Origin of the sequence: Bradyrhizobium sp. AZCC 2289, from assembly GCF_036924615.1 — a bacterium.
Taxonomy (GTDB): domain Bacteria; phylum Pseudomonadota; class Alphaproteobacteria; order Rhizobiales; family Xanthobacteraceae; genus Bradyrhizobium.
In genome coordinates this window covers 6062467-6081126 of the sequence record NZ_JAZHRY010000001.1, presented here as the reverse complement: position 1 = coordinate 6081126, position 18660 = coordinate 6062467, and the positions used below count along the sequence as shown (strand labels likewise).

Below are 18660 nucleotides of genomic sequence, written 5' to 3'. Positions count from 1 at the left end.
CACGCGAACCGATGCACACCCCCGGATCAAGTCCGAGGGCATGCTTCGCTCGAAAACGCCATCGCTCACGAGCCCTGCTCGGGAACGATGACGATATTCGCCTTGAAGCCGGCGGTCCTAATATACCCCAATAATTTCATCATATCCGTGTAACAAACGTCCTTGTCGCCGCGCAGAAAGACCACGCTCTCGGCATCCGAGCGGGTCTCCCGGATCGCCTTGATCTTGGGCAGCAGGTCGGCGGAGGAAATCAGCGTATCCCCGAGATAGAGTTCGACATTCGAATTGCAGGCTCCGCCGGTGCGCTTGACCGACAGCGTCAAGGGCGGGGCGTTCGACGACAGCGACTTGCCGCCGCTGGCGACCGGCAGGTCGATATCGATGGTCGACGTCATCAAGGGTGCGGCCACCATGAAGATGATCAGCAGCACCAGCATGACGTCCACCATCGGGGTGACGTTGATCTCCGCCATCACGGCGGCGCGACGCCGGCCGCGGCGTCCGCCGCCGGCCGAACCTGCCATGTTCATCGCCATGATCTGATGCTCACGGGTGCGCTCGTCATAGGCCGCTCCTCACGCCCGCTCGTCGATCTGGCGCGACAGGATCGCTGAAAATTCGTCGGCGAACCCTTCCAGGCGCTGGGCCTGCCGGTTCACCTCGGAGGTGAACTTATTGTAGAAAATAGTCGCCGGAATTGCGGCGATGAGGCCGATCGCGGTGGCAAACAGCGCTTCGGCGATGCCGGGCGCCACCACCGCCAGCGAGGTGTTTTTCGAGGCCGCGATCGACTGGAAGCTCGACATGATGCCCCAGACGGTGCCGAACAGGCCGACGAACGGGCCGGCGGAACCGACGGTCGCCAGCACCAGGAGCCGCCGTTCCAGCCGCTCGACCTCGCGGGCGATCGAGACGTTCATGACCTTCTCGATCCGCATCTGCAAGCCCGCAAAGGACCGCGACTGGCTTTCGAACGACCGTTTCCATTCGCGCATGGCGGCGACGAAACAGGCCGCCATCGATTGCGTCGGCTTGGCCGAAAGCGCCCGATAAAGCTCCTCGATCGACTGCCCGGACCAGAACGCCTGTTCGAAGCGATCCATCGCGCGCTTGGTGCGCCCATACAGAATGATCTTGTCGATCGCGATCGCCCAGACCCAGACCGAACAGGCGAGCAGGCCCAGCATGACCGCTTTCACGATCCACGCGGCCTGCATGAACAGCGAAATCAGCGAGACATCGCTCGATATCATCGGCAATGCTGACTGAAGCGTGTCGGGCGTCATAAGCGGTATCCTCTCAACGCAATCTCTCGTTTGAGCATGATCTTTTCGGAAAACCGGGTCCCACTTTTCCGGATCATGCTCCGTCCCAAATCCTCCGGGAGCAAATGGCTGCCGGTTCCACAGCCGCGCGTCGGGCGCGGCGTTGAGCGCCAGCGCGAGAGCCTCATTGGTGTCGCATGGGGGGCCCGTCCAAAGCCGGGTCCTGCTTCCCCTGCCAACGTGTCAAAACGAGGGCTATTCGCGCGTCATTACGCCCCTAACCAGACGCCAATCATGGTTAATGCGAGGTTACCAAAGGGGAATTTGGCGGCGGGAAATCAAGGCGGACCGGGCGGTTACGAGAGCTGGAACCGGGTTCGAGACGCCAATCCCAGCCACCAGTCCGCGCTCTCGCGGCGCCATACGCCCGAGTCTTGCAAGAACCTTGTCCCTCCGAAAACAGAGGGCGCAGGGAAAGCCGGGTGCGCGCTGCACCCGCGGTCTCGCGCGCCATTTGTGCACAAGAACACGCACACGAGCATACAGGTTCAGCGGAGGCATCCGGCCTTCCCTGCGCAATGGTTTTACGGCTTATAGCGCGCTCTCCCCGGTGAACGGGCTTTCTTGCCACCGTCGCCCCTGAGAAGCTTGCTTCCCTGGAACTTGACGCCAGCGTCGGGGCGTCAGGACCACACGATTTCGCCGTCCGCCTCAGTGCCGTTCGTCAATGGCACATCCGCGTCCACCGCATCTCAACCCGCGTTTCGTGACGATCGCGACCCGCCCCTCTTCTCGGGTGAGACGGGCGGAGAAACACCACTGATTTGCCCGACGCGACAAGAGGAATATTTTCTTGAAGTGGACTTGACAGAAAATCACTGATTTGCCCGTCGGGCTGTTTTTTGATGGTCGGGCGCGAGGTCGCAACGCTTCCGACCAAACCCGCCAAACGCCGCGCCGGCGCAAAAGCAAACCGCCCGTCTGCTGTTCGCAAACGGGCGGTTGTGTCGCCATCAGGTGTCATGGGGGCATTACGCCTGAGGCTGAACTGTCAGCCGGAAAAACCTGAACTCCGGCGTTGCGCTCAACCCTGCTGCGGCTGATCGTTCGGCGGGGTCGGACGCTGCTTGTGCTGCGCCATGAAGGCGTCGAACTCTTCCTTGTCCTTAGCGTGGCGCAGGCGGTCGAGGAAATCGCGGAATTCGACCTGCTCTTCCTCGAGACGCCGCAGGGTTTCCATGCGGTATTCGTCGAAGGCGCGGTTGCCGCTCGAGGGTGGACCGAAGCCGCCGAACGGAAAGCCGCGGCGTTCCATGCGGCCGCGCATCCGCTCCATCTTGTACTGCATCCGCTCCATCTTGTTCTGCCAGCGATCCTGGTGGCTCCAGCAACCCATTTTTCTGCTCCCGAGTGTGAAAAAGAGTAGGGCAAGTCCGATCGGCCACCAGATGATGAAGCCGAGGATGGTCACGGCAATCCAGCCGGGATGCCAGGGGCTATCAAGCATATGCGGACGGTACGGTTCTTCCACCGGGCCGCGCCATCGATTGACATCTGCGGTGTAGGCCATTTCCCTCTCCATGACGGCATCACGCCGTTGTGAATGTAAATAACATTTACATACCTAAACCATCCAGCGGTTTTGTCAAGCCGGGCGCCATCGGCGGCCGTCAAATTATTTGCGCAATTTTATTTCGGCTTGCCCCAAGGACCACCTGAAGGACCGCCCGGCGGGATGGGCGGCGGACCCGGCGGATTCTGGTCTGCAGAATCTTTCGCCGAAGGCCGGCGGTCGGTCGGGAAACCGAGACCGCGCAGATAAATCAGCACTTCGGCTTCCAGCAGATCTTCCGGCGACATCGGCAGCTTGCGCCGGGCGGCGTCGCCACGGCCGAACAACGACGCCACGCCGTGCGACATCGACCAGATGTGCAGCGCCATCATCAACGCGGGCGGTCGCGGCATGCCGGGCGGCGCCAGCGCAGCGAGGCGCTCGGCGGCGGCGCGGATAATGGCGAAAGCACGCTCGCTTGCGGCCATTAATGTCGGATTGAGGTCGACGGGGATGCCCGATTCGAACATCGCCGAATAGAACGCCGGCTCCTCGCGGGCAAAGGCGAGATAGGCTTTGCCGACCCGCTCGAATGCAGTGACGGTGTCGGGGCGGCCATCGTCCCAGGCCTGCGTCAGCAGCGCCTCGAACTGCTCGAAGCCGCGCTGCGCGATGCTGGAAAGCAATTCCTCGCGGTCGCGAAAATGCCGGTAGGGCGCAGCCGGGCTGACGCCGGCCATTCGCGCGGCGTCGGCAAAGGTAAATCCGGCCGCGCCCTTTTGCGCGATCAGATTGAGCGCCGCCTGCAGCAGCGCCTCTTTCAGATTGCCGTGATGGTAGCCGCGCTCGGCGCGGCGCTCTTCCTTGCGCCAACTCATGTGAAAGGCTTTTACATGAGCCGGCCAGCGACGTCACTAGATGAGATTGGATCGAGTTACAGCCACGATGCAGCTGCGCGCCCTCTCCCGCTTGCGGGGAGGGTTGGGGTGGGGGTGCCGCCGCGAGTCACATTGCCCGTGGGGAGAGAGTTCCCCCACCCGCATCGCATCTCACGATGCGACATAGCCGAAGCTTCGCTTCGGCGTTCTTATCAAAGAACGGCCGCCAAAGGCGGCCTATGCTCCCCCGCAAGCGGGAGAGGTGAAGCGAGTTCACGGCTAGGCGTTCACAAAGATTAACGCCGGGCCGTCTTGCCCTGCATCTCGGTGAATTCGGCCGCGACCTGTTGCAGCTCTTCGGAGAAATCCGCCATTTCCTGCACCTGGCGGATTTCGATGGTCTCGTTCGTGGACGCCGGACACTTTTTCGCCCAGGCGATCGCCGCCTCGCGCGAGGCCACGTCGATCATCCAGTAGCCGCCGAGCACTTCCTTGGCCTCGGTGAAGGGGCCGTCGGTCACGACCGGCTTGCCGGTGGCAAACGAGACCCGCGCGCCCATCGACGGCGGATGCAGTCCGTCGAGCGTGATCAGGACGCCGGCGTCCTTCAGCGCCTCGTTGTATTTCATCATCGCCGCCATCCGATCGGGATCGAGTTGGACATCCGGCGGCGCGGTCTCATAGCCCAGGGGGATCATCAGCATCATGAATCGCATGGTGGGTGTCCTGTTTTTTGTTGTCGTTCCGGGGCGCGCCGAAGACGCGAACCCGGAACCTCGAGATTCCGGGTTCAGTCCTGCAGACTGCCCCGGAATGACGAAGGAGGCACTACTTCTTCCCGGCCTGCGCACGCAGCCGTTCTTCCTGCTCGCGCAGTTCGGGCGTCAGCGCTTCGCCGAAATCCTCCGCCGAAAAGACCTGCCGGATTTCGATCTCGTCGCCGTTGCCGAACGGCGCGCGCTTCATCCAGCCGATCGCTTCATCCAGCGATTTGGTCTTGATCAGCCAGAACCCGGCGATCAGGTCGCCGGTCAGTTCGAACGGCCCGCGGCTCAGCGCGTTTTGCCTGTCGGAATATTTGATGCGTGCGCCCCTGGACGTCGGATGCAGACCCTCGCCGGCCTCGATCACGCCGGCCTTGGCCATTTCCTCGTTGAACTTGCCCATCGCGGTGAGCAATTCCGTACTCGGCATCACACCCGCCTCGCTGTCCTTGCTGGCCTTCACAATCACCATAAATCGCATCGTCTCGCTCCGTTTGATCCTTATTGCTCCGCGCGGCGACCAGCCGGCGCTCATCAACAAGACGAACCGGGTTTTGCGGCACCGACATGTCCTGAGCAATTATTTTGGAGGTCATTGCCAACAGTTTAGGAGCACAGCGCAACCGACCAAGTGGCTAGGTGCGTCATCCTGCCAGTCTGACACGAAAAGCAGCCAATGGAAGAAAGACGTGGATGGCCGGGACGAAGCCCGGCCATGACGGAAAGTGAATCATTTTTCAGGTAGTTAGAAAGAGTCCGAAAACGCTAGCTGCTCTTTGCTCTAGGCGCCTGCCCGTTGCTTCAACTGCTCAAATTCAGCGGGCCGATAGGCGGCTCCATCCGGCATGATGATTTCCACGTTCAGGCACCCGTCCGATATCAGTTCGGCGGCCTTCTTTATCGCAGCGGGTACGGAGTCGCGGTTCAGGGTGACGGTCCCGGACGTATCGAGCGCGGTGATGTAGAACTTCATTTGCGGCTCCCCAAGTTCGGTTGCCGTCCAGTCTGACCGGGCTGGCGGCGGCGTCAAGAGGACGGTCGTCCGGGTATGGCGCTTTTTACAGAATTGCGACGTATGGCATTGGGCCTCCGGCCAGCCGGCCTGACCTCATAGTGCTGCGGCGAAGCGCACCATCAATCGTCGATCGCCTGATAGGCGCAGGTCCAGAAATCCTTGAACACCGCGGGCGGCTGCGGGGAATCCATCATCCGCTGGGTCAGCAGGATTCCGGTGAGATTTTCTTTTGGGTCGGAATACCAGGAGGTTCCATAGCCGCCGTCCCAGCCGAACCGGCCGGGTACGTTGCAGAGATCGTCACGCCCCATGAAAACCGAAAGCCCCAGGCCCCAACCCAAATTGTCGCCCAACAGCAATTCCGAGCCCTGCTTCTGTTCCGGCGTAAGCTGGTCGGTCGTCATCAGTTCGACCGAGGGCCGCGACAGGATGCGTTCGCTGCCCAGCCGCCCGCCATTCAGCATCATCTGCGCGAAGGCGTTGAGATCGTCGGCGGTCGAGACCAGACCGGCACTGCCGTTCTCGAATACCGGCGGCTGCGCGAATTTGCCGGTGGCGGGATCGTCGAACACTTTCAGCGCGCTGCTTGCGTGATCCCGCGTATAGGCGGTCGCAAAGCGGCCGAGCTTCTCCTGCGGCACGAAGAACGCCGTGTCCCTCATGCCGAGCGGCGCAAAGATGCGCTCGTGCAGGAATTTGGCAAACGACATACCGGCGACGCGCGCGATCAGCACGCCGAGGATTTCGGTGCCTGAATTGTACAGCCAGCGTTCGCCGGGCTGGTAGACCAGCGGCAGAGTGCCATAGCGCCGCATCAGTTCGTCCGGCGGAAACGATGGAAATACCGGGCCCGGCGCGAAGCCGGCTTCCGCAATCGCCTTCTGGATCGGATAGCGATCCGGAAATACCGGGATCATGCCAAGACCCAGCCGGAACGTCATGAGATCGCGCAGCGTGATCGCGCGTTTGGCCGGCACGGTGTCGTCGACCGCCGCATCGATCGCGCGCAGCACCTTGCGATCGGCCAGTTCCGGCAGCCAGCGATCGACGGGATCGTCGAGCCGCAGCTTGCATTCCTCGACCAGCATCATCGCTGCCGCCGCCGTCACCGGCTTGGTCATCGAGGTGATGCGAAGAATACTGTCGCGCCGCATCGGCGCACCGTCGATCGCCAGTTTGCCGATGGCGTCGGCGTGAATCTCGCCATCCCGGCTCACCAGCGTCACCAGGCCGGGCACCTCACCGCTTTCGACGTGGCGCGCCATGATATCGTGCATGCGGCCGAGACGCGTTTTCGAAAGTCCGCCGTTACCGGTCATTATCCGTTCCATGGGAGATATCCAATCGTGGTCGCCTTGATGTGACGGGCCGGATCGCGCCTGCCCTGCCTGTCCAGCGGGTTCATGACTGCAGTTTTGCAAACACGCCGTTGTTGTAGGTCGCGCCGAAATAGACATCGATGCGCTTGATCTTGTCGCCTTCGAAGACGAAACACTCGGTATTGCGAAAGCTCTTTCCGTCCCTGGCCATGCATTGATAGGTCACAAAGGCCGCATCGCCTTCGACCAGGATCCTTTCGAGATCCTGCCGTTCGATCCAGTCGCTGGGCTTCCAGCACCGCGCGAAATAGGTCGCCTTGTCGATGCGGTCGTCATAGGGACTGGTGAAACAGAAATCGTCGGTGAAGGACGCCTCGACGGCCTTGCGATCGTTCGACCGGTAGGCCGCAAACAGGGCGCGGATGATCTCCGCCTTGCGTGAAGAGGGCATCTCGTCTCCTTACGCCGGCCGCACGATGCCGGCGCAGGTCATGCGTGCGCCGGCCGCGACAATGAGCCAACGACAGGAAAGCTTCATGCGGTGCTCCGTCCCGATTCCCACATACGGGTCCGCGGTTCAGACAACCGTCTTCCGAACCGCGACTCCAACGTTAAGACGAACGAGCTCCCGCCAAACCGACACGCCCGCCAAAAATTTTTCGGCTTATTTCGGCACCATCCTGAAATACGGCTCGGCCTCCTCGATCACGCGGGCGATCGAGGGCCGCGCCTTCAGGCGTTCGAAATAGGCCGTCAGTTTTTTGTTATCGCCGAACGGTTCCACCATGTTGCCGTAAAACAGCGGCGGCAGCGCGGCGCAATCGGCGAGGCTGAAATCATTGCCCATCGCCCAGCCACCGCCAGCCATCTGCTGTTCGATCATGCCGTAAGACGTCCGCAGCTGCGCCCGCGCCTCTTCGACGCCATGCGCATCCTTCTTGTCTTCGGGGCGACGCCGGTCGCCCATGATCTTCTGCATCGGCAGATGCACATAGAGATCGTAGAAGCGGTCGCGCAGCCGCGTCTGCCACGCCAGCTCCGGATCGTCGGGGATGAATTTCGTCCGCCCGGGATAATACCGGTCGAGATATTCGATGATGACGCTCGACTCCGGAACGGTCTGGTTCCGCGCCTCGTCGCGCAGCACCGGAAATTTGCCGATTCCCCACAGTTTCAGCAGCGCCGCGCGCTCGGCCGGATTGCCGAGATCGACCGAATTCGGCGTGAATGGCGTGCCGTTCTCATAGAGCGCGATCAGCGCCTTCCAGCAGAACGACGCCAGCGGGTGGAAATGCAGTGTCAGCGACATGACGTCTCCTTGTATTGCCCGGCGGCTTGCCGAAGCGCCGCCCCAGGACGAACCGGATGATGCAGCACCGACATGTCCGGCGAAATTATTTCGATGGGCAAGGCACGCGTGCGCGGTGCCCGCCGCTCACGTCTACGCCCCCCACCTTCGCGTCATCTCTGCCGCACCCTCCATCATGGCTTCGAACACCGGTGACGCCAGCACGGCGTGGATGTGAAGCGTCGTGGTGCCGGAGTTGCGAAAACCGTGCTGGCGCAAGGCCGGCACGATCAGCGACTGCCCGGCCGTCAGGACGGCGCGGTCTTCATCGATCCACATTTCGGCTTCGCCCTCGCGCACCGTCAGCACCTCTTCGACCGGATGCGAATGGGTCGGCGCGCCGGCGCCGGGCGCGACCCATTGTTCGAAGATGCAGAGTTGCGTGGCGCCGTTGACGGCGGAAGCCACCATGCGGGTTTCGACGCCCGCCCGCCAATGTTCCGGATCTCTCTGCCTGGGATCGATGATCTTCATGACCCATCCTTTCGCTTCCTTCCGTGCTAGGAGAACAAGGAATCACCAAAACGACGGATAAAGCCATGGCCCCTGCCCCACAAAAAGTCGCACTCCTCACCGGCGCCGCGCGCGGCATCGGGCTTGCGACCGCAAAACGGTTTCTGGCCGAGGGCTGGCACGTGGCGCTGCTGGATATCGAAGGCGAATTGCTGGACGGCGCGGTCGCGGCGCTGGCCAATCCGGACAACACGCTGGCACTGCATTGCGACGTCAGCGATGCCGACGCGGTCGCGGCCGCCATGGCCACGTTGAGCCAGCGCTTCGGCCGGCTCGACGCATTGGTCAACAATGCCGGCGTTGCCGTGTTCGCGCCGCTGCTGGAGACCTCAGATGCGGACTGGAACCGGATCCTGTCGGTCAATCTCACCGGGCCCTTCCTGTGCACCAAGGCGGCCGCCCCCCTGATGCGCGAGCATGGCGGCGGCGCGGTGGTCAACATCACGTCCATCTCGGCGGTGCGCGCCTCGACGCTGCGCTCGGCCTACGGCACCAGCAAGGCCGGCCTTGCGCATCTGACCAAACAGCTCGCAGTCGAACTCGCTTCCCTCGGCATCCGCGTCAACGGCGTGGCGCCGGGCCCGGTCGAGACCGCGATGGCCAAGGCCGTGCATACGCCGGAGATTCGCGCCGACTATCACGACGCGATTCCGCTCAATCGCTACGGCCTCGAGGAAGAACTGGCGGAAGCCGTGTTCTTCCTGTGCTGCGATCGTTCGAGCTACATCACCGGACAGATTTTGGCGGTCGATGGCGGCTTCGATGCCGCCGGCATCGGCTTGCCGACGCTGCGCGGCGAGCGGCGAAACGGATAGCGCTCAAATCCACCAGCGCCGATTGACCGCGACGACGCGCCAACCGCCATCGAGGCGATCGATCCGGGTCAGCGACAGCGGATCGATCACAAAACGCAGCGCGCTGTCGGGCGCAAGATCGAGCGCGATCGCGAGCACGGCGCGGATGGTGCCGGAATGCACCACCAGCACGGCGTCGCCCGCGGGCAGCGATGCAAGCCCTGCCCGCGCGCGCGCGATCTGGTCGACAAAGCTTTCGCCGCCGGGCGGCCGGTTGCCGGCCGGCGATTTCCAGAATTCGCGATAGGCCTCGCCGAGCTCGGCGGTGAGATCGTCGTGACGCCGCCCGGTCCAGGCGCCAAAATCCTGTTCGCGAAAGGCCGGGTTATCGACCGCTTCAAGCCCCAGCGTGCGCGCGGTTTCCCGCGTGCGGCGCGCCGGGCTGCAGACGGCAAGCGCATTCGGCGGCAATTTGACCTTGAGCGCGGCAAAGGCCGCGGCATCGCCGAGATCGGCCGGCGCATCCGGGCCATGAATGACGCCGCGCGGCCCATCGACCGGCGCGTGCCGGATCAGCCAGAGATTTGTCTCAAGGCTCATCGCGATCAGGCCAGCCGGGCGGCGAGCAGCACGAGGATCGCGGTCTCGGCGACCTGCTCGGCGCCACCCAGCACGTCGCCGGTCTGGCCGCCGATCTGGCGCTTCGCAAGCCACGCCATGCCGATCGCGCCGGCTGCGGCCATGATGGCGGCGAGCAGCGCGTTGACAAAGGACAGCGACAGCCATGCGATCGCAAAAGCAAAAGCCGCGGCCATCGCCGCCGTCGCCGCATCGGGCCGGCCGGCATTGGCGGCGAGCCCGTCCGTGCGCGCATAGGGCTGGCTGATCGCCATCCAGGGCAGCACGCCGCGCGCCAGCGCATGCGCCGCGATCAGGCTTTGCACGACATAGCCGTCCGGGATTGCGGCCAGCGCCGAAAGTTTTGTCGCAAAACTCACCAGCAGGATCAACGCGCCATAGGTGCCGAGCCGGCTGTCGCGCATGATCTCCAGTTTCGCCGCGACATCGCGGCCGCCGCCGAATCCATCGGCGACATCGGCCAGCCCGTCCTCATGCAGCGCACCGGTCAGCATGGCGGCGGCGCCGAGCGCCAGTGCGGCCGCCGCCAGATCGGGCACGCCGATGTGCCGCAAACCGAGGCAGAGCAAGCCGACCGCGGCGCCAATCAGGGCGCCCACAATCGGAAACATCCGGTGCGCGCGCACGAAATTCGGCGGCATCGCGCCTTCCGGATGCGGCATCGGCAGCCGGGTCAGGAAACTGACCGCGGTTTTGAAATCGTCGAGCCATTCGTTCATGGTGGTGCCCAGAGAATTGCTTTAGCTTGCGACCCGCTCGACTTGCCCAGGGAATCGCATGCAGTTCGACACTTTAGACGACATCCGCGCCTTCTGTCGTGATCTGCCTCAGGGCAATGCGCATGTCGCCGACGCCGCGACGCGCCGGCAACAGAACCTCACAAAACCGCCGGGAAGCCTCGGCCGTCTCGAAGAACTGGCGATCTGGCTGGCGCGGTGGCAGGGCCGCGAAGTGCCGTGGCTCGGGCGCGTCACGATTGCGGTGTTTGCCGGCAATCACGGCGTCGCCGGCCGCGGCGTCTCCGCCTATCCGCAGGCGGTCACCGGACAGATGGTGGCGAATTTCGCCGCCGGCGGTGCGGCCATCAATCAGATCGCACAATCGGCCGGCGCCGAATTGCGCGTGGTGCCGATCGAACTCGACCGGCCGACGCGCGATTTCACCGTGGCATCCGCGATGGATGCGGACGAGTTTCTCGCCGCGATCGATATCGGCTACCGCACCGTGCCCGGCGATTGCGACCTCCTCGCCGTCGGCGAGATGGGCATTGCGAATACCACGACGGCGGCGATGCTGTGCGCGGCGCTGCTCGGCGGCGGCGGCAAACGCTGGGCCGGGCGCGGCACCGGGGTCGACGAGGGCGGGCTGTTGCGCAAGCGCGCGGCGATCGATGCCGGGCTGGATTTTCATCGCGGCATGCTCGGCGATCCCTTAAGGGTAGCGGCAGCGCTCGGCGGCCGCGAGCTTGCCGCGATAGCGGGCGCCGTCCTGGCGGCGCGGCGTCAGGGGATTCCGGTGCTGCTCGACGGCTTCGTGGCGACCGCCGCGGTGCTGCCGCTCGCACGCCTTGAGCGAGGCGCGCTCGATCATTGCCGCGCCGGGCATGTCTCCGCCGAATCCGGCCACCGCGAATTGCTGCGCGAACTCACGCTCGACCCGCTGCTCGATCTCGGCATGCGGCTCGGCGAGGCCTCCGGCGCGGCGGTTGCGATCCTGCTGGCGCGCGCGGCGCTCGCCTGCCACGCCGGGATGGCGACTTTCGCCGAGGCCGGGGTTTCCGGCGCCGGCGACTGAAAGGGCCCTTGCCGCGTGCGCCAAGCCTGATTAACTCAAATGATCATCAGACGCGAAGGAGCCGCTGATGCGAAGGGCCGTGATTAAATTGGTGATTAAATTGGCTGTTGCGATCGTGGCGCTGTGCGCGGCGATCTCGCCCACAGAGGCCGAGGTGCGCATTCTGGCGAGCCCGGGCGGACAGGTCGGCCCGTTCCTCGACTTGTTCGAACAAGTGCGCGCCTCCGGCGAACGCGTCGTGATCGACGGACCGTGCCTGTCGGCCTGCACGCTGGTGCTGTCCATCGTACCGGACAGCCGTATCTGCGTAACGCGGCGCGCGGTGCTCGGATTTCATGCCGCGCGATCGATCGACGGGCGCGGCCAGATGTATGCCGAGCCGGAAGCGTCGCAAGCGGTGCTGGAAGCCTATCCCGCGGCGGTGCGCGGCTGGATCAGCCGCCGCGGCGGATTGACGTCGCGGCTGCTGCTGCTGCGCGGGCGGGAACTCGCCGCGATCTACCCGAGGTGCAGGTAGAGATTTCGTATTGCCCGCAGCTCACATGCCTTCCAGCGGGCAATTCACCATCCAGGGTATGCCGAACTGGTCGACGCACATGCCAAAGCCCTTGGAGAAGAAGGTCTTGCCGAACGGCATGTTGACGCTGCCGCCTTCCGAGAGTGCCTTGAACTTGCGCTCGGCCTCGGCGGGATCGCCGACCGTCAGCGACACCGAAAAGCCCTGCGGCTTTTGAAAGTGATCGGGCGGCGCGTCGGACGCCATCAGCACCTGACTGCCGATCGACATCCGCGCATGCATGATCTTTTGCTTGCGCTCCGGCGGCGACGCCATCTCGGGCGGCCCCTCTTCATTTCGGAGCATCATCTCGATCTTGCCGCCGAGCGTCTTTTCATAGAACTTGAACGCCGCCTCGCAGTTGCTGTTGTAGAACAGGTAGGGATTAAGCATCGTTTACTCCTTGCTGAAGTTTGCCGTTAAACCGGCGGTCTTGAACGTCGGATTATTTCTCGGCGAGCTTTTTCAGATTGGCGAGACCAACTTCGAAATCCTTGCCGATCATGTTGTCCAGGTTGATGAACACCTGCATCAGCCGGGACATGAAGACCGCGGGTCCGTGCATCACCCAGGTAAGATTGGTGGCATCGCCCTGCGGCAGCATTGTGAATTCGGCGGTGTTGTGGCCCTCGAACGGTTTGAAGAAATCGAGCTTGATGACGATCTTCGACGGCATGATCGTGTCGAGGATTTCCATCCGGCCGGAACCGACGTTGTTGTTGCCGTCCCACGCATAGACCGCGCTCTTGCCGCTTTCCGCACCGCTATAGGTACGCTTCATTGCGCGATCCTTGTTCTCGTACGGCGACCAGGCCACCCACTGGTGGAAATCATTGATCAAGGGAAATATTTTTTCCGCCGGCGCCTTGATGCTGATCGCGCGCTGTACGGCGAAGGTATTGGGTTTGGTCAGCGCAAGCACCAGCACGATGGCGATGGCAATGGCAAGAATGACGGCGATGATGGCAATGACTTCGAACATGGTGGGCTCCGTGTCGTTGAAATACCGATAAGACAAATTAGCGGCGGAATGGTAGCAGCGAACGCAGGTTGCGGTCGCGCAACCACAACCCGCCCCATAGCATCAGGCCGAGATAAAGTCCGAACAGGGTGTGGCTGAACAAGGGGCTGCCGATCCGCACATGCGAAGCGATTGCGCCACCGAGATAGCCGGTCACAAGGATCGCTCCGAGGATCGAGGTCGGCGGGATCGAATAGAGCACGGTGCAGACGACGGTGATGACCCCGAGGCTTCGCGCCAGGCTTTCGTTCGAGCCATAGCCCATTTTGTCCATCGTTTCCGTGACAACCGGCCACGGCACCAGCTTGATGGCGCCGTCGAACAGCAGGAAGACGATCACCAGACCGCTGAGAATTCGGCCCAGCAAGCGCGCGCATTTTGAGTCCGGCACGGTCTCGGCGATATCGGACATGGCTCGCTCCGTGAAGGGATCGTGTTGCTCTGCCCCTAGGACGAATGGGCGGAGCGAAATCCGACAGGGGGCGAATTATTTTTTTGAAATTTTGCCGCCGCGCGGCTGGCTGTCGCGCATCAGGCGGTCGAGATGCATCCGGATATGGGCGGCTTCGGCTGACGTGTGGGCCAGCGCGATAGCGCGGTCAAAGGCTACCCGGGCTTCGTCATTGCGGCCGAGCTGCATCAGGAACGCGCCGCGCACGCCGAAGAAATGAAAGTAATTCGACAGCCGCGGCGCCAAAGGCTCGATCATCTGAAGCGCCGCCTCCGGCCCCCGCACCTTGGAGACCGCGACCGCGCGGTTGAGCGTGACCACCGGCGACGGCTGCATGATCTCGAGCGCGCCATAGAGCAGGTCGATCTGGGTCCAGTCGGTATCCTCAGGTTTTTCGGCGCGGGCGTGCAAGGCCGCGATCGCGGCCTGGACCTGGTAGGGCCCGCTGCGGCGATGGCGCATCGCCTTGTCGATCAGCGCCAGCCCTTCGGCGATCGTCTTCTGGTTCCACAGGCTACGGTCCTGATCGTCGAGCAGGATCACCGCGCCGTCCTGGTCGAATCGTGCCGCGGCGCGGGCATGCTGGAGCAACAACAGCGCTGTCAGCCCCATGATCTCGGCCTCGCTCTGGAACAGCCGCAGCAACAGCCGCGCCAGGCGAATCGCCTCCTCGCACAGGGGGCTGCGGATCTCTGCGGTATCGCCGCTGGCCGAATAGCCCTCGTTGAAGATCAGATAGATCATCGCGGCCACCGCCGACAGCCGCTCGCTACGCTCCACCGCGCCCGGCGTCTCGAACGGCACGCTGGCTTCGGCTACGCGGGCCTTGGCGCGGGTGATGCGCTGCTCCATCGCGGCTTCCGAGACCAGGAAGGCGCGCGCGATCTGTTTGACCGTCAGCCCCGAGACGATGCGCAGCGCCAGCGCGATCTGCTGCGTCGCCGGCAAATCCGGATGGCAGCAGATGAACAGCAGCCGCAAAATGTCGTCGCGATAATGCGAGCCGTCGAGCCGTTCGGCGAGCGCAGCCTCGGCGTCGTCGGTGTCGGAAATCGCCTGGTCGTCCTCGGGCAGCGGCTGCTGCTTGCGGCCGCGCCTGATATCGTCGATCGCAACATTGCGCCCGACCATGATCAGCCAGCCGGCGGGATCGCGCGGCGGGCCGTTCTGCGGCCAGCTTTTGAGCGCGCGCAGGCAGGCGTTCTGGAATGCTTCCTCGGCGGTGTCGAGATTACGGAAATAGCGCAGCAGCGCGCCGACCGCCTGGGGACGCGCCGAGGTCAACGCGGCATCTATCCAGGCGGTGTCGGTCACGTCGCGAGGCTCCCGGGGTTCAAGAGCCCGACCGGGCGGATCTCATAGGCGCCGCCGGGATTGGCCTTGCCGAGATCGCGGGCGACGTCGAGCGCCTCGTCGAGGTTCTTGCAGTCGACGATGTAGAAGCCGAGCAATTGTTCCTTGGTCTCGGCAAAGGGGCCGTCGAGCACGATCGGCGGGTCGTCCTTGCGCAGCGTGGTTGCCGATGTCGTCGGCAACAGCCGCGCCACCGGACCGAGCCGGCCCTGTTTGGTCAATTTGTCCTGCACGACGGCGAGTTTCTGCATCACCGCGGCGTCCTGTTCCTTGGTCCAGGAGCCGGTGAAGTCTTCGTCGTGATAGCAAAGGATGGCGTACAGCATGGGATGCGGCATCTCCGTTGTCTCTAGGACGAACGATTATGCCCGCAGCCGACAGATGCGGTAAGAAATTTTCAGTCGCACGTCGCGGTGATTGTTCCGTCAGCAAGACGCCAGGCGGAGCATCGCCGCAACGATGGAAAACTTACGGATTACCAGTAGACGCCGTACCGGGCGGCGATCCGGCGCGCCTTGGCCTCGTCGGCCTCATAGCCCCGCACATGGGACTTCCCAGCCTGCCTGGAGGCGTAATGCCTGGAGCCTTCCGGCTTGGCGGCGTCGGTCTTGACGTCAGCATTGGATTCTTGGGCGTTGGTCTGCTGAGCCTGGGTGTCTTGCGGCTTGGCGGTCTCGACGGCCCTGGTCTCATCATTGGCGGCCAGTGTCATGTTGCGGCTCTCGCCGGCGTGAGCCGACATCGAGGCCAGCACGAAAGCGGATATCAGGATCAATTTGCGCATCGGAGGTCTCCCCTCGTTGACGAAAGGAGGCTAAAGCAACGGTTCAATTCGTAATGTGACGCAGGTCACGCTGGGTGCGGAAGGTGTTGGAATGGGTAAAGGTGCGCTCGCTCTGCTGGTGCATGGCGGGACTGAAAACTGGTCGCCACGGCGGTGGAAGGCCCGATTCGATGAGGTCTGCCGGGACCGGCCGGTTTTGCTGTTGCCGGACGCTTCGTTCGATCCCGCCGCGGTCCATTACGCCGCGGTGTGGAAGCCGCAGCCGGGCGAACTGGCCGCATTCCCCCATCTGCGCGTCATCTTCAATCTGGGCGCGGGCGTCGACGCGCTGATGGCGGACAAGTCGCTGCCCGACGTGCCGCTGGTGCGGGTCGCGGTCTCCGATCTCACCGCGCGGATGACGGAATATGTCGTGCTGCATGTGCTGATGCATCACCGGCAGGAGTTGTACTTACGGGAGTCGCAGCGCGAAAAACGCTGGGCGCCGAAATCGCAATGGGCGGCCGGCGCCATCACGGTCGGCATCATGGGGCTGGGCACGCTCGGGGCGGACGCGGCCGAGGTGCTGCGGCGGATCGGCTTTCGTGTCGTGGGCTGGAGCCGGAGCCCGAAGCGGATCGACGGCGTCGAATGCTTTCACGGCGAAGCGCTGCTCGAACCGTTCCTGCTCCAGACCGACATCCTGGTCTGCCTGCTGCCGTTGACGCCGGAAACGCGGCACGTTCTGGGTCGCGGCCTGTTCGCCAAGCTCAACCGCAAGAGCCCGATGGGCGCGCCGGTCCTGATCAACGCCGGACGCGGCGGCCTGCAAAACGAGGCCGACATCCTGCAATGCCTTGATGACGGCACGCTCGGCGCGGCCTCGCTCGACGTCTACGCCACCGAGCCGCTGCCCACGGACAGTCCGTTCTGGAGCCATCCCAGGGTGGTGCTGACGCCGCACAATGCGGCCGACACCGACGCGGACGAAATCTCGAAATATGTCGCGCAGCAGATCGAACGCTTCGAGGCCGGCGGCGCGCTGGAGAACATCGTCGATCGCGGACGGGGGTATTGATACTCACTGTCGTCCCTGCGAAAGCAGGGACGACATCTGTGTATGTTCGCGCACTTCGCGTCACGCCATCGCGGTCCGTCGCCGTACAGTGACGTGGGTCGCGTTCGCTCCCGCAACGCTCTTGGCACAGACAAAGCCCAGCGCCGGCAAGTCGAGCCCCGCGAACAGGTTCTCTCCCCTCCCCAGAAGGACCGGAGAAACGGCCAGATGAAGTTCGTCGAGCAGACCTGCCTGCAGATATTGTCTGACAACGGAGACACCGCCGCCGATGCGAACGTCCTTGCCACCGGCCACATCTGCCGCCCGCTTTAGCGCCGCCTCGATACCGTCGGTCACGAAGTGAAACACGGTGCCGCCTGCCATCTCGATGGAAGGGCGCGGATGATGCGTCAGGACGAACACCGGCACGTGGTAGGGCGGATTGTCTCCCCACCAGCCCTTCCAGGAGTGGTCGGGCCATTGGCCGCGGATCGGGCCGAACATGTTTCGCCCCATGATCCATGCGCCCAAATTTTCCATCGACGTTCGGGCGATGTGATCGTCGGTGTCGGTCGTTCCGCCCTCCTGGCCGATCATTTCATGAAACATCCGTGTCTTGCGCATCCAATTGGTCACCTCAATACCGGGAACACCAAATGGATGCTCCAGGTCCTGATTTGGACCCGCCCCAAATCCGTCGAGCGATACCGAGAACGCGGAAGCCCTTACTTTTCCCATTGTGTCTCTCTTTCATCGTGAACCACCTCCGGGGACGAACGGGGAAGCGGTGGGCCGACAAATCATGTTGCAAATATTTTGAAGCGAAATGCCCGGGCTATTTCACGCCCAGCATCACGTCGATCGCGCCGTTGACGATCGCTTCCAGCTCCTTGCGCGGGACGCGGGCGCGGGCGCGGATCGCGATGGTGTGGACGGTGGCGGAGGCGAGATGGGCCAGCACGGTGGCGTCGGCGCCGGCGGGCAATTCGCCGTTCTGCTTCGCGAGGCGGAAACAGGCCGCAAAAGCCTTGTCGAGTTCGATAAATCCTTCCAGCACCATGGCGCGGATCTCGGGATCGGACACCGCCTCGGAGGCCGCGGTCATCACCGTGAAGCAGCCGCGCGGGCCGGCTTCGCCGGAGAGATAGATATCGAGCGCGACGGCATAGATGCGCTGTAGCCGCTGCCGGATCGGCAGTTCGTCACGAAAGATGTCGATCATCGCCGCACGCGCATCGGCGCGGTAGCGCTGATAGCTCTTGATGTAGAGCTCGCGCTTGTCGCCGAACGCGCCATAGAGGCTCGGCCGGTTCATGCCGGTGGCGGCGCTGAGATCGTCCAGCGAGGTCGCCGCAAATCCGTCTTTGCGGAACAGATCGAGCGCCTTGCCGAGTGCGATTTCCGGCTGATAGGCGCGCGGTCGTCCGCGGCGTTTTGGCTCGGCCGCGACCTCGATTTTGGCGGCAGCCAGCGGCTCCTTGGTTTTTTGTACCATTTCGCAATAAATCCCTTGACGTGATTTATAATATGCGAAACAGTATAAAAATCAACCGAGCTCGAAAGTCTCGGGCCAACCAC

Annotated in this window: 25 protein-coding genes; 4 read left to right on the top strand and 21 right to left on the bottom strand. The window is 63.4% G+C overall.

Annotation, left to right across the window (positions count from 1 at the left end):
• Positions 1 to 65 precede the first annotated feature (65 nt).
• The 11 genes from V1289_RS28890 to V1289_RS28840 form a co-directional block, all read right to left on the bottom strand.
• On the bottom strand, positions 66 to 536 hold the full coding sequence (locus V1289_RS28890; protein ID WP_334400925.1) for a biopolymer transporter ExbD: 471 nt from the start codon (positions 534 to 536) through the stop codon (positions 66 to 68).
• Between the two features lie 39 nt (positions 537 to 575).
• A complete protein-coding gene (gene tolQ, locus V1289_RS28885; protein ID WP_334400923.1) occupies positions 576 to 1286 on the bottom strand; it encodes a protein TolQ in 711 nt (236 codons plus the stop codon).
• A 1063-nt stretch (positions 1287 to 2349) separates the two neighbouring features.
• Positions 2350 to 2835, bottom strand: coding sequence for a DUF2852 domain-containing protein (locus tag V1289_RS28880; protein WP_334400921.1), 486 nt, complete (start codon positions 2833 to 2835; stop codon positions 2350 to 2352).
• A gap of 119 nt (positions 2836 to 2954) precedes the next feature.
• Complete coding sequence (locus V1289_RS28875) at positions 2955 to 3695, bottom strand: TetR/AcrR family transcriptional regulator (RefSeq protein WP_309179864.1); 741 nt, start codon at positions 3693 to 3695, stop codon at positions 2955 to 2957.
• 296 nt (positions 3696 to 3991) lie between these two features.
• A complete protein-coding gene (locus V1289_RS28870) occupies positions 3992 to 4411 on the bottom strand; it encodes a YciI family protein (protein ID WP_334400919.1) in 420 nt (139 codons plus the stop codon).
• A gap of 112 nt (positions 4412 to 4523) precedes the next feature.
• On the bottom strand, positions 4524 to 4940 hold the full coding sequence (locus tag V1289_RS28865; protein WP_334400917.1) for a YciI family protein: 417 nt from the start codon (positions 4938 to 4940) through the stop codon (positions 4524 to 4526).
• A 300-nt stretch (positions 4941 to 5240) separates the two neighbouring features.
• Positions 5241 to 5432 (bottom strand): hypothetical protein, encoded by a 192-nt coding sequence (locus V1289_RS28860; RefSeq protein WP_334400914.1) that lies wholly within the window; start codon positions 5430 to 5432, stop codon positions 5241 to 5243.
• 161 nt (positions 5433 to 5593) lie between these two features.
• A complete protein-coding gene (locus V1289_RS28855; protein ID WP_334400912.1) occupies positions 5594 to 6805 on the bottom strand; it encodes a serine hydrolase domain-containing protein in 1212 nt (403 codons plus the stop codon).
• Between the two features lie 70 nt (positions 6806 to 6875).
• Positions 6876 to 7244, bottom strand: coding sequence for a nuclear transport factor 2 family protein (locus V1289_RS28850; protein ID WP_334400910.1), 369 nt, complete (start codon positions 7242 to 7244; stop codon positions 6876 to 6878).
• 213 nt (positions 7245 to 7457) lie between these two features.
• The gene (locus tag V1289_RS28845; RefSeq protein ID WP_334400908.1) at positions 7458 to 8102 is read right to left on the bottom strand and encodes a glutathione S-transferase family protein; all 645 of its coding nucleotides are present in this window, start codon (positions 8100 to 8102) and stop codon (positions 7458 to 7460) included.
• A 132-nt stretch (positions 8103 to 8234) separates the two neighbouring features.
• Positions 8235 to 8615, bottom strand: coding sequence for a cupin domain-containing protein (locus V1289_RS28840; protein WP_334400906.1), 381 nt, complete (start codon positions 8613 to 8615; stop codon positions 8235 to 8237).
• A 65-nt stretch (positions 8616 to 8680) separates the two neighbouring features.
• Between V1289_RS28840 and V1289_RS28835 the strand changes: the two genes are divergently transcribed.
• Positions 8681 to 9469 carry an SDR family NAD(P)-dependent oxidoreductase gene (locus V1289_RS28835; RefSeq protein WP_334400904.1) on the top strand — a complete coding sequence of 263 codons (789 nt, stop codon included), beginning with the start codon at positions 8681 to 8683 and terminating at the stop codon, positions 9467 to 9469.
• A 3-nt stretch (positions 9470 to 9472) separates the two neighbouring features.
• Here the strand turns inward: V1289_RS28835 and V1289_RS28830 are convergent, their stop codons facing one another.
• Positions 9473 to 10048 carry a histidine phosphatase family protein gene (locus V1289_RS28830; protein ID WP_334400901.1) on the bottom strand — a complete coding sequence of 192 codons (576 nt, stop codon included), beginning with the start codon at positions 10046 to 10048 and terminating at the stop codon, positions 9473 to 9475.
• Positions 10049 to 10053: 5 nt separating this feature from the next.
• Entirely contained in the window at positions 10054 to 10806 is a 753-nt protein-coding gene (gene cobS / locus V1289_RS28825) for an adenosylcobinamide-GDP ribazoletransferase (protein ID WP_334400899.1), read from the bottom strand.
• A 58-nt stretch (positions 10807 to 10864) separates the two neighbouring features.
• Between cobS and cobT the strand changes: the two genes are divergently transcribed.
• Together cobT and V1289_RS28815 are read left to right on the top strand one after the other, a co-directional pair.
• Positions 10865 to 11881, top strand: coding sequence for a nicotinate-nucleotide--dimethylbenzimidazole phosphoribosyltransferase (cobT, locus tag V1289_RS28820; protein WP_334400897.1), 1017 nt, complete (start codon positions 10865 to 10867; stop codon positions 11879 to 11881).
• Between the two features lie 67 nt (positions 11882 to 11948).
• A complete protein-coding gene (locus V1289_RS28815; RefSeq protein WP_334400895.1) occupies positions 11949 to 12398 on the top strand; it encodes a hypothetical protein in 450 nt (149 codons plus the stop codon).
• A 21-nt stretch (positions 12399 to 12419) separates the two neighbouring features.
• Here the strand turns inward: V1289_RS28815 and V1289_RS28810 are convergent, their stop codons facing one another.
• From V1289_RS28810 to V1289_RS28785, 6 genes are all read right to left on the bottom strand, one after another.
• Positions 12420 to 12830, bottom strand: a complete 411-nt coding sequence (locus tag V1289_RS28810; RefSeq protein WP_309179880.1) for a VOC family protein — start codon at positions 12828 to 12830, stop codon at positions 12420 to 12422.
• Between the two features lie 52 nt (positions 12831 to 12882).
• Entirely contained in the window at positions 12883 to 13419 is a 537-nt protein-coding gene (locus V1289_RS28805) for an SRPBCC family protein (RefSeq protein WP_334400894.1), read from the bottom strand.
• Between the two features lie 37 nt (positions 13420 to 13456).
• Complete coding sequence (locus tag V1289_RS28800; protein ID WP_334400892.1) at positions 13457 to 13870, bottom strand: DoxX family protein; 414 nt, start codon at positions 13868 to 13870, stop codon at positions 13457 to 13459.
• A gap of 75 nt (positions 13871 to 13945) precedes the next feature.
• A complete protein-coding gene (locus V1289_RS28795) occupies positions 13946 to 15223 on the bottom strand; it encodes an RNA polymerase sigma factor (RefSeq protein ID WP_334400890.1) in 1278 nt (425 codons plus the stop codon).
• Positions 15220 to 15588 (bottom strand): YciI family protein, encoded by a 369-nt coding sequence (locus V1289_RS28790; protein WP_309179883.1) that lies wholly within the window; start codon positions 15586 to 15588, stop codon positions 15220 to 15222. Before V1289_RS28790 ends, V1289_RS28795 begins: the two co-directional genes overlap by 4 nt.
• Positions 15589 to 15737: 149 nt before the next feature.
• Positions 15738 to 16046 carry a hypothetical protein gene (locus V1289_RS28785; RefSeq protein WP_334400887.1) on the bottom strand — a complete coding sequence of 103 codons (309 nt, stop codon included), beginning with the start codon at positions 16044 to 16046 and terminating at the stop codon, positions 15738 to 15740.
• A gap of 91 nt (positions 16047 to 16137) precedes the next feature.
• Here V1289_RS28785 and V1289_RS28780 point away from each other — a divergent pair, with 91 nt between their 5' ends.
• Positions 16138 to 17103, top strand: coding sequence for a 2-hydroxyacid dehydrogenase (locus tag V1289_RS28780; protein ID WP_334400885.1), 966 nt, complete (start codon positions 16138 to 16140; stop codon positions 17101 to 17103).
• A gap of 60 nt (positions 17104 to 17163) precedes the next feature.
• Here V1289_RS28780 and V1289_RS28775 read toward each other — a convergent pair whose 3' ends face one another.
• Entirely contained in the window at positions 17164 to 17820 is a 657-nt protein-coding gene (locus V1289_RS28775; RefSeq protein ID WP_334400884.1) for a dihydrofolate reductase family protein, read from the bottom strand.
• 97 nt (positions 17821 to 17917) lie between these two features.
• On the bottom strand, positions 17918 to 18577 hold the full coding sequence (locus V1289_RS28770) for a TetR/AcrR family transcriptional regulator (RefSeq protein WP_334400882.1): 660 nt from the start codon (positions 18575 to 18577) through the stop codon (positions 17918 to 17920).
• Positions 18578 to 18660 lie beyond the last annotated feature (83 nt).

Excerpts from the sequence above, each read along its gene's own strand:
- V1289_RS28890 (WP_334400925.1), bottom strand. The coding sequence starts at position 536 with ATGGCGATGAACATGGCAGGTTCGGCCGGCGGCGGACGCCGCGGCCGG.
- tolQ (WP_334400923.1), bottom strand. The coding sequence starts at position 1,286 with ATGACGCCCGACACGCTTCAGTCAGCATTGCCGATGATATCGAGCGAT.
- V1289_RS28880 (WP_334400921.1), bottom strand. The coding sequence starts at position 2,835 with ATGGCCTACACCGCAGATGTCAATCGATGGCGCGGCCCGGTGGAAGAA.
- V1289_RS28875 (WP_309179864.1), bottom strand. The coding sequence starts at position 3,695 with ATGAGTTGGCGCAAGGAAGAGCGCCGCGCCGAGCGCGGCTACCATCAC.
- V1289_RS28870 (WP_334400919.1), bottom strand. The coding sequence starts at position 4,411 with ATGCGATTCATGATGCTGATGATCCCCCTGGGCTATGAGACCGCGCCG.
- V1289_RS28865 (WP_334400917.1), bottom strand. The coding sequence starts at position 4,940 with ATGCGATTTATGGTGATTGTGAAGGCCAGCAAGGACAGCGAGGCGGGT.
- V1289_RS28860 (WP_334400914.1), bottom strand. The coding sequence starts at position 5,432 with ATGAAGTTCTACATCACCGCGCTCGATACGTCCGGGACCGTCACCCTG.
- V1289_RS28855 (WP_334400912.1), bottom strand. The coding sequence starts at position 6,805 with ATGGAACGGATAATGACCGGTAACGGCGGACTTTCGAAAACGCGTCTC.
- V1289_RS28850 (WP_334400910.1), bottom strand. The coding sequence starts at position 7,244 with ATGCCCTCTTCACGCAAGGCGGAGATCATCCGCGCCCTGTTTGCGGCC.
- V1289_RS28845 (WP_334400908.1), bottom strand. The coding sequence starts at position 8,102 with ATGTCGCTGACACTGCATTTCCACCCGCTGGCGTCGTTCTGCTGGAAG.
- V1289_RS28840 (WP_334400906.1), bottom strand. The coding sequence starts at position 8,615 with ATGAAGATCATCGATCCCAGGCAGAGAGATCCGGAACATTGGCGGGCG.
- V1289_RS28835 (WP_334400904.1), top strand. The coding sequence starts at position 8,681 with ATGGCCCCTGCCCCACAAAAAGTCGCACTCCTCACCGGCGCCGCGCGC.
- V1289_RS28830 (WP_334400901.1), bottom strand. The coding sequence starts at position 10,048 with ATGAGCCTTGAGACAAATCTCTGGCTGATCCGGCACGCGCCGGTCGAT.
- cobS (WP_334400899.1), bottom strand. The coding sequence starts at position 10,806 with ATGAACGAATGGCTCGACGATTTCAAAACCGCGGTCAGTTTCCTGACC.
- cobT (WP_334400897.1), top strand. The coding sequence starts at position 10,865 with ATGCAGTTCGACACTTTAGACGACATCCGCGCCTTCTGTCGTGATCTG.
- V1289_RS28815 (WP_334400895.1), top strand. The coding sequence starts at position 11,949 with ATGCGAAGGGCCGTGATTAAATTGGTGATTAAATTGGCTGTTGCGATC.
- V1289_RS28810 (WP_309179880.1), bottom strand. The coding sequence starts at position 12,830 with ATGCTTAATCCCTACCTGTTCTACAACAGCAACTGCGAGGCGGCGTTC.
- V1289_RS28805 (WP_334400894.1), bottom strand. The coding sequence starts at position 13,419 with ATGTTCGAAGTCATTGCCATCATCGCCGTCATTCTTGCCATTGCCATC.
- V1289_RS28800 (WP_334400892.1), bottom strand. The coding sequence starts at position 13,870 with ATGTCCGATATCGCCGAGACCGTGCCGGACTCAAAATGCGCGCGCTTG.
- V1289_RS28790 (WP_309179883.1), bottom strand. The coding sequence starts at position 15,588 with ATGCTGTACGCCATCCTTTGCTATCACGACGAAGACTTCACCGGCTCC.
- V1289_RS28785 (WP_334400887.1), bottom strand. The coding sequence starts at position 16,046 with ATGCGCAAATTGATCCTGATATCCGCTTTCGTGCTGGCCTCGATGTCG.
- V1289_RS28780 (WP_334400885.1), top strand. The coding sequence starts at position 16,138 with ATGGGTAAAGGTGCGCTCGCTCTGCTGGTGCATGGCGGGACTGAAAAC.
- V1289_RS28775 (WP_334400884.1), bottom strand. The coding sequence starts at position 17,820 with ATGGGAAAAGTAAGGGCTTCCGCGTTCTCGGTATCGCTCGACGGATTT.
- V1289_RS28770 (WP_334400882.1), bottom strand. The coding sequence starts at position 18,577 with ATGGTACAAAAAACCAAGGAGCCGCTGGCTGCCGCCAAAATCGAGGTC.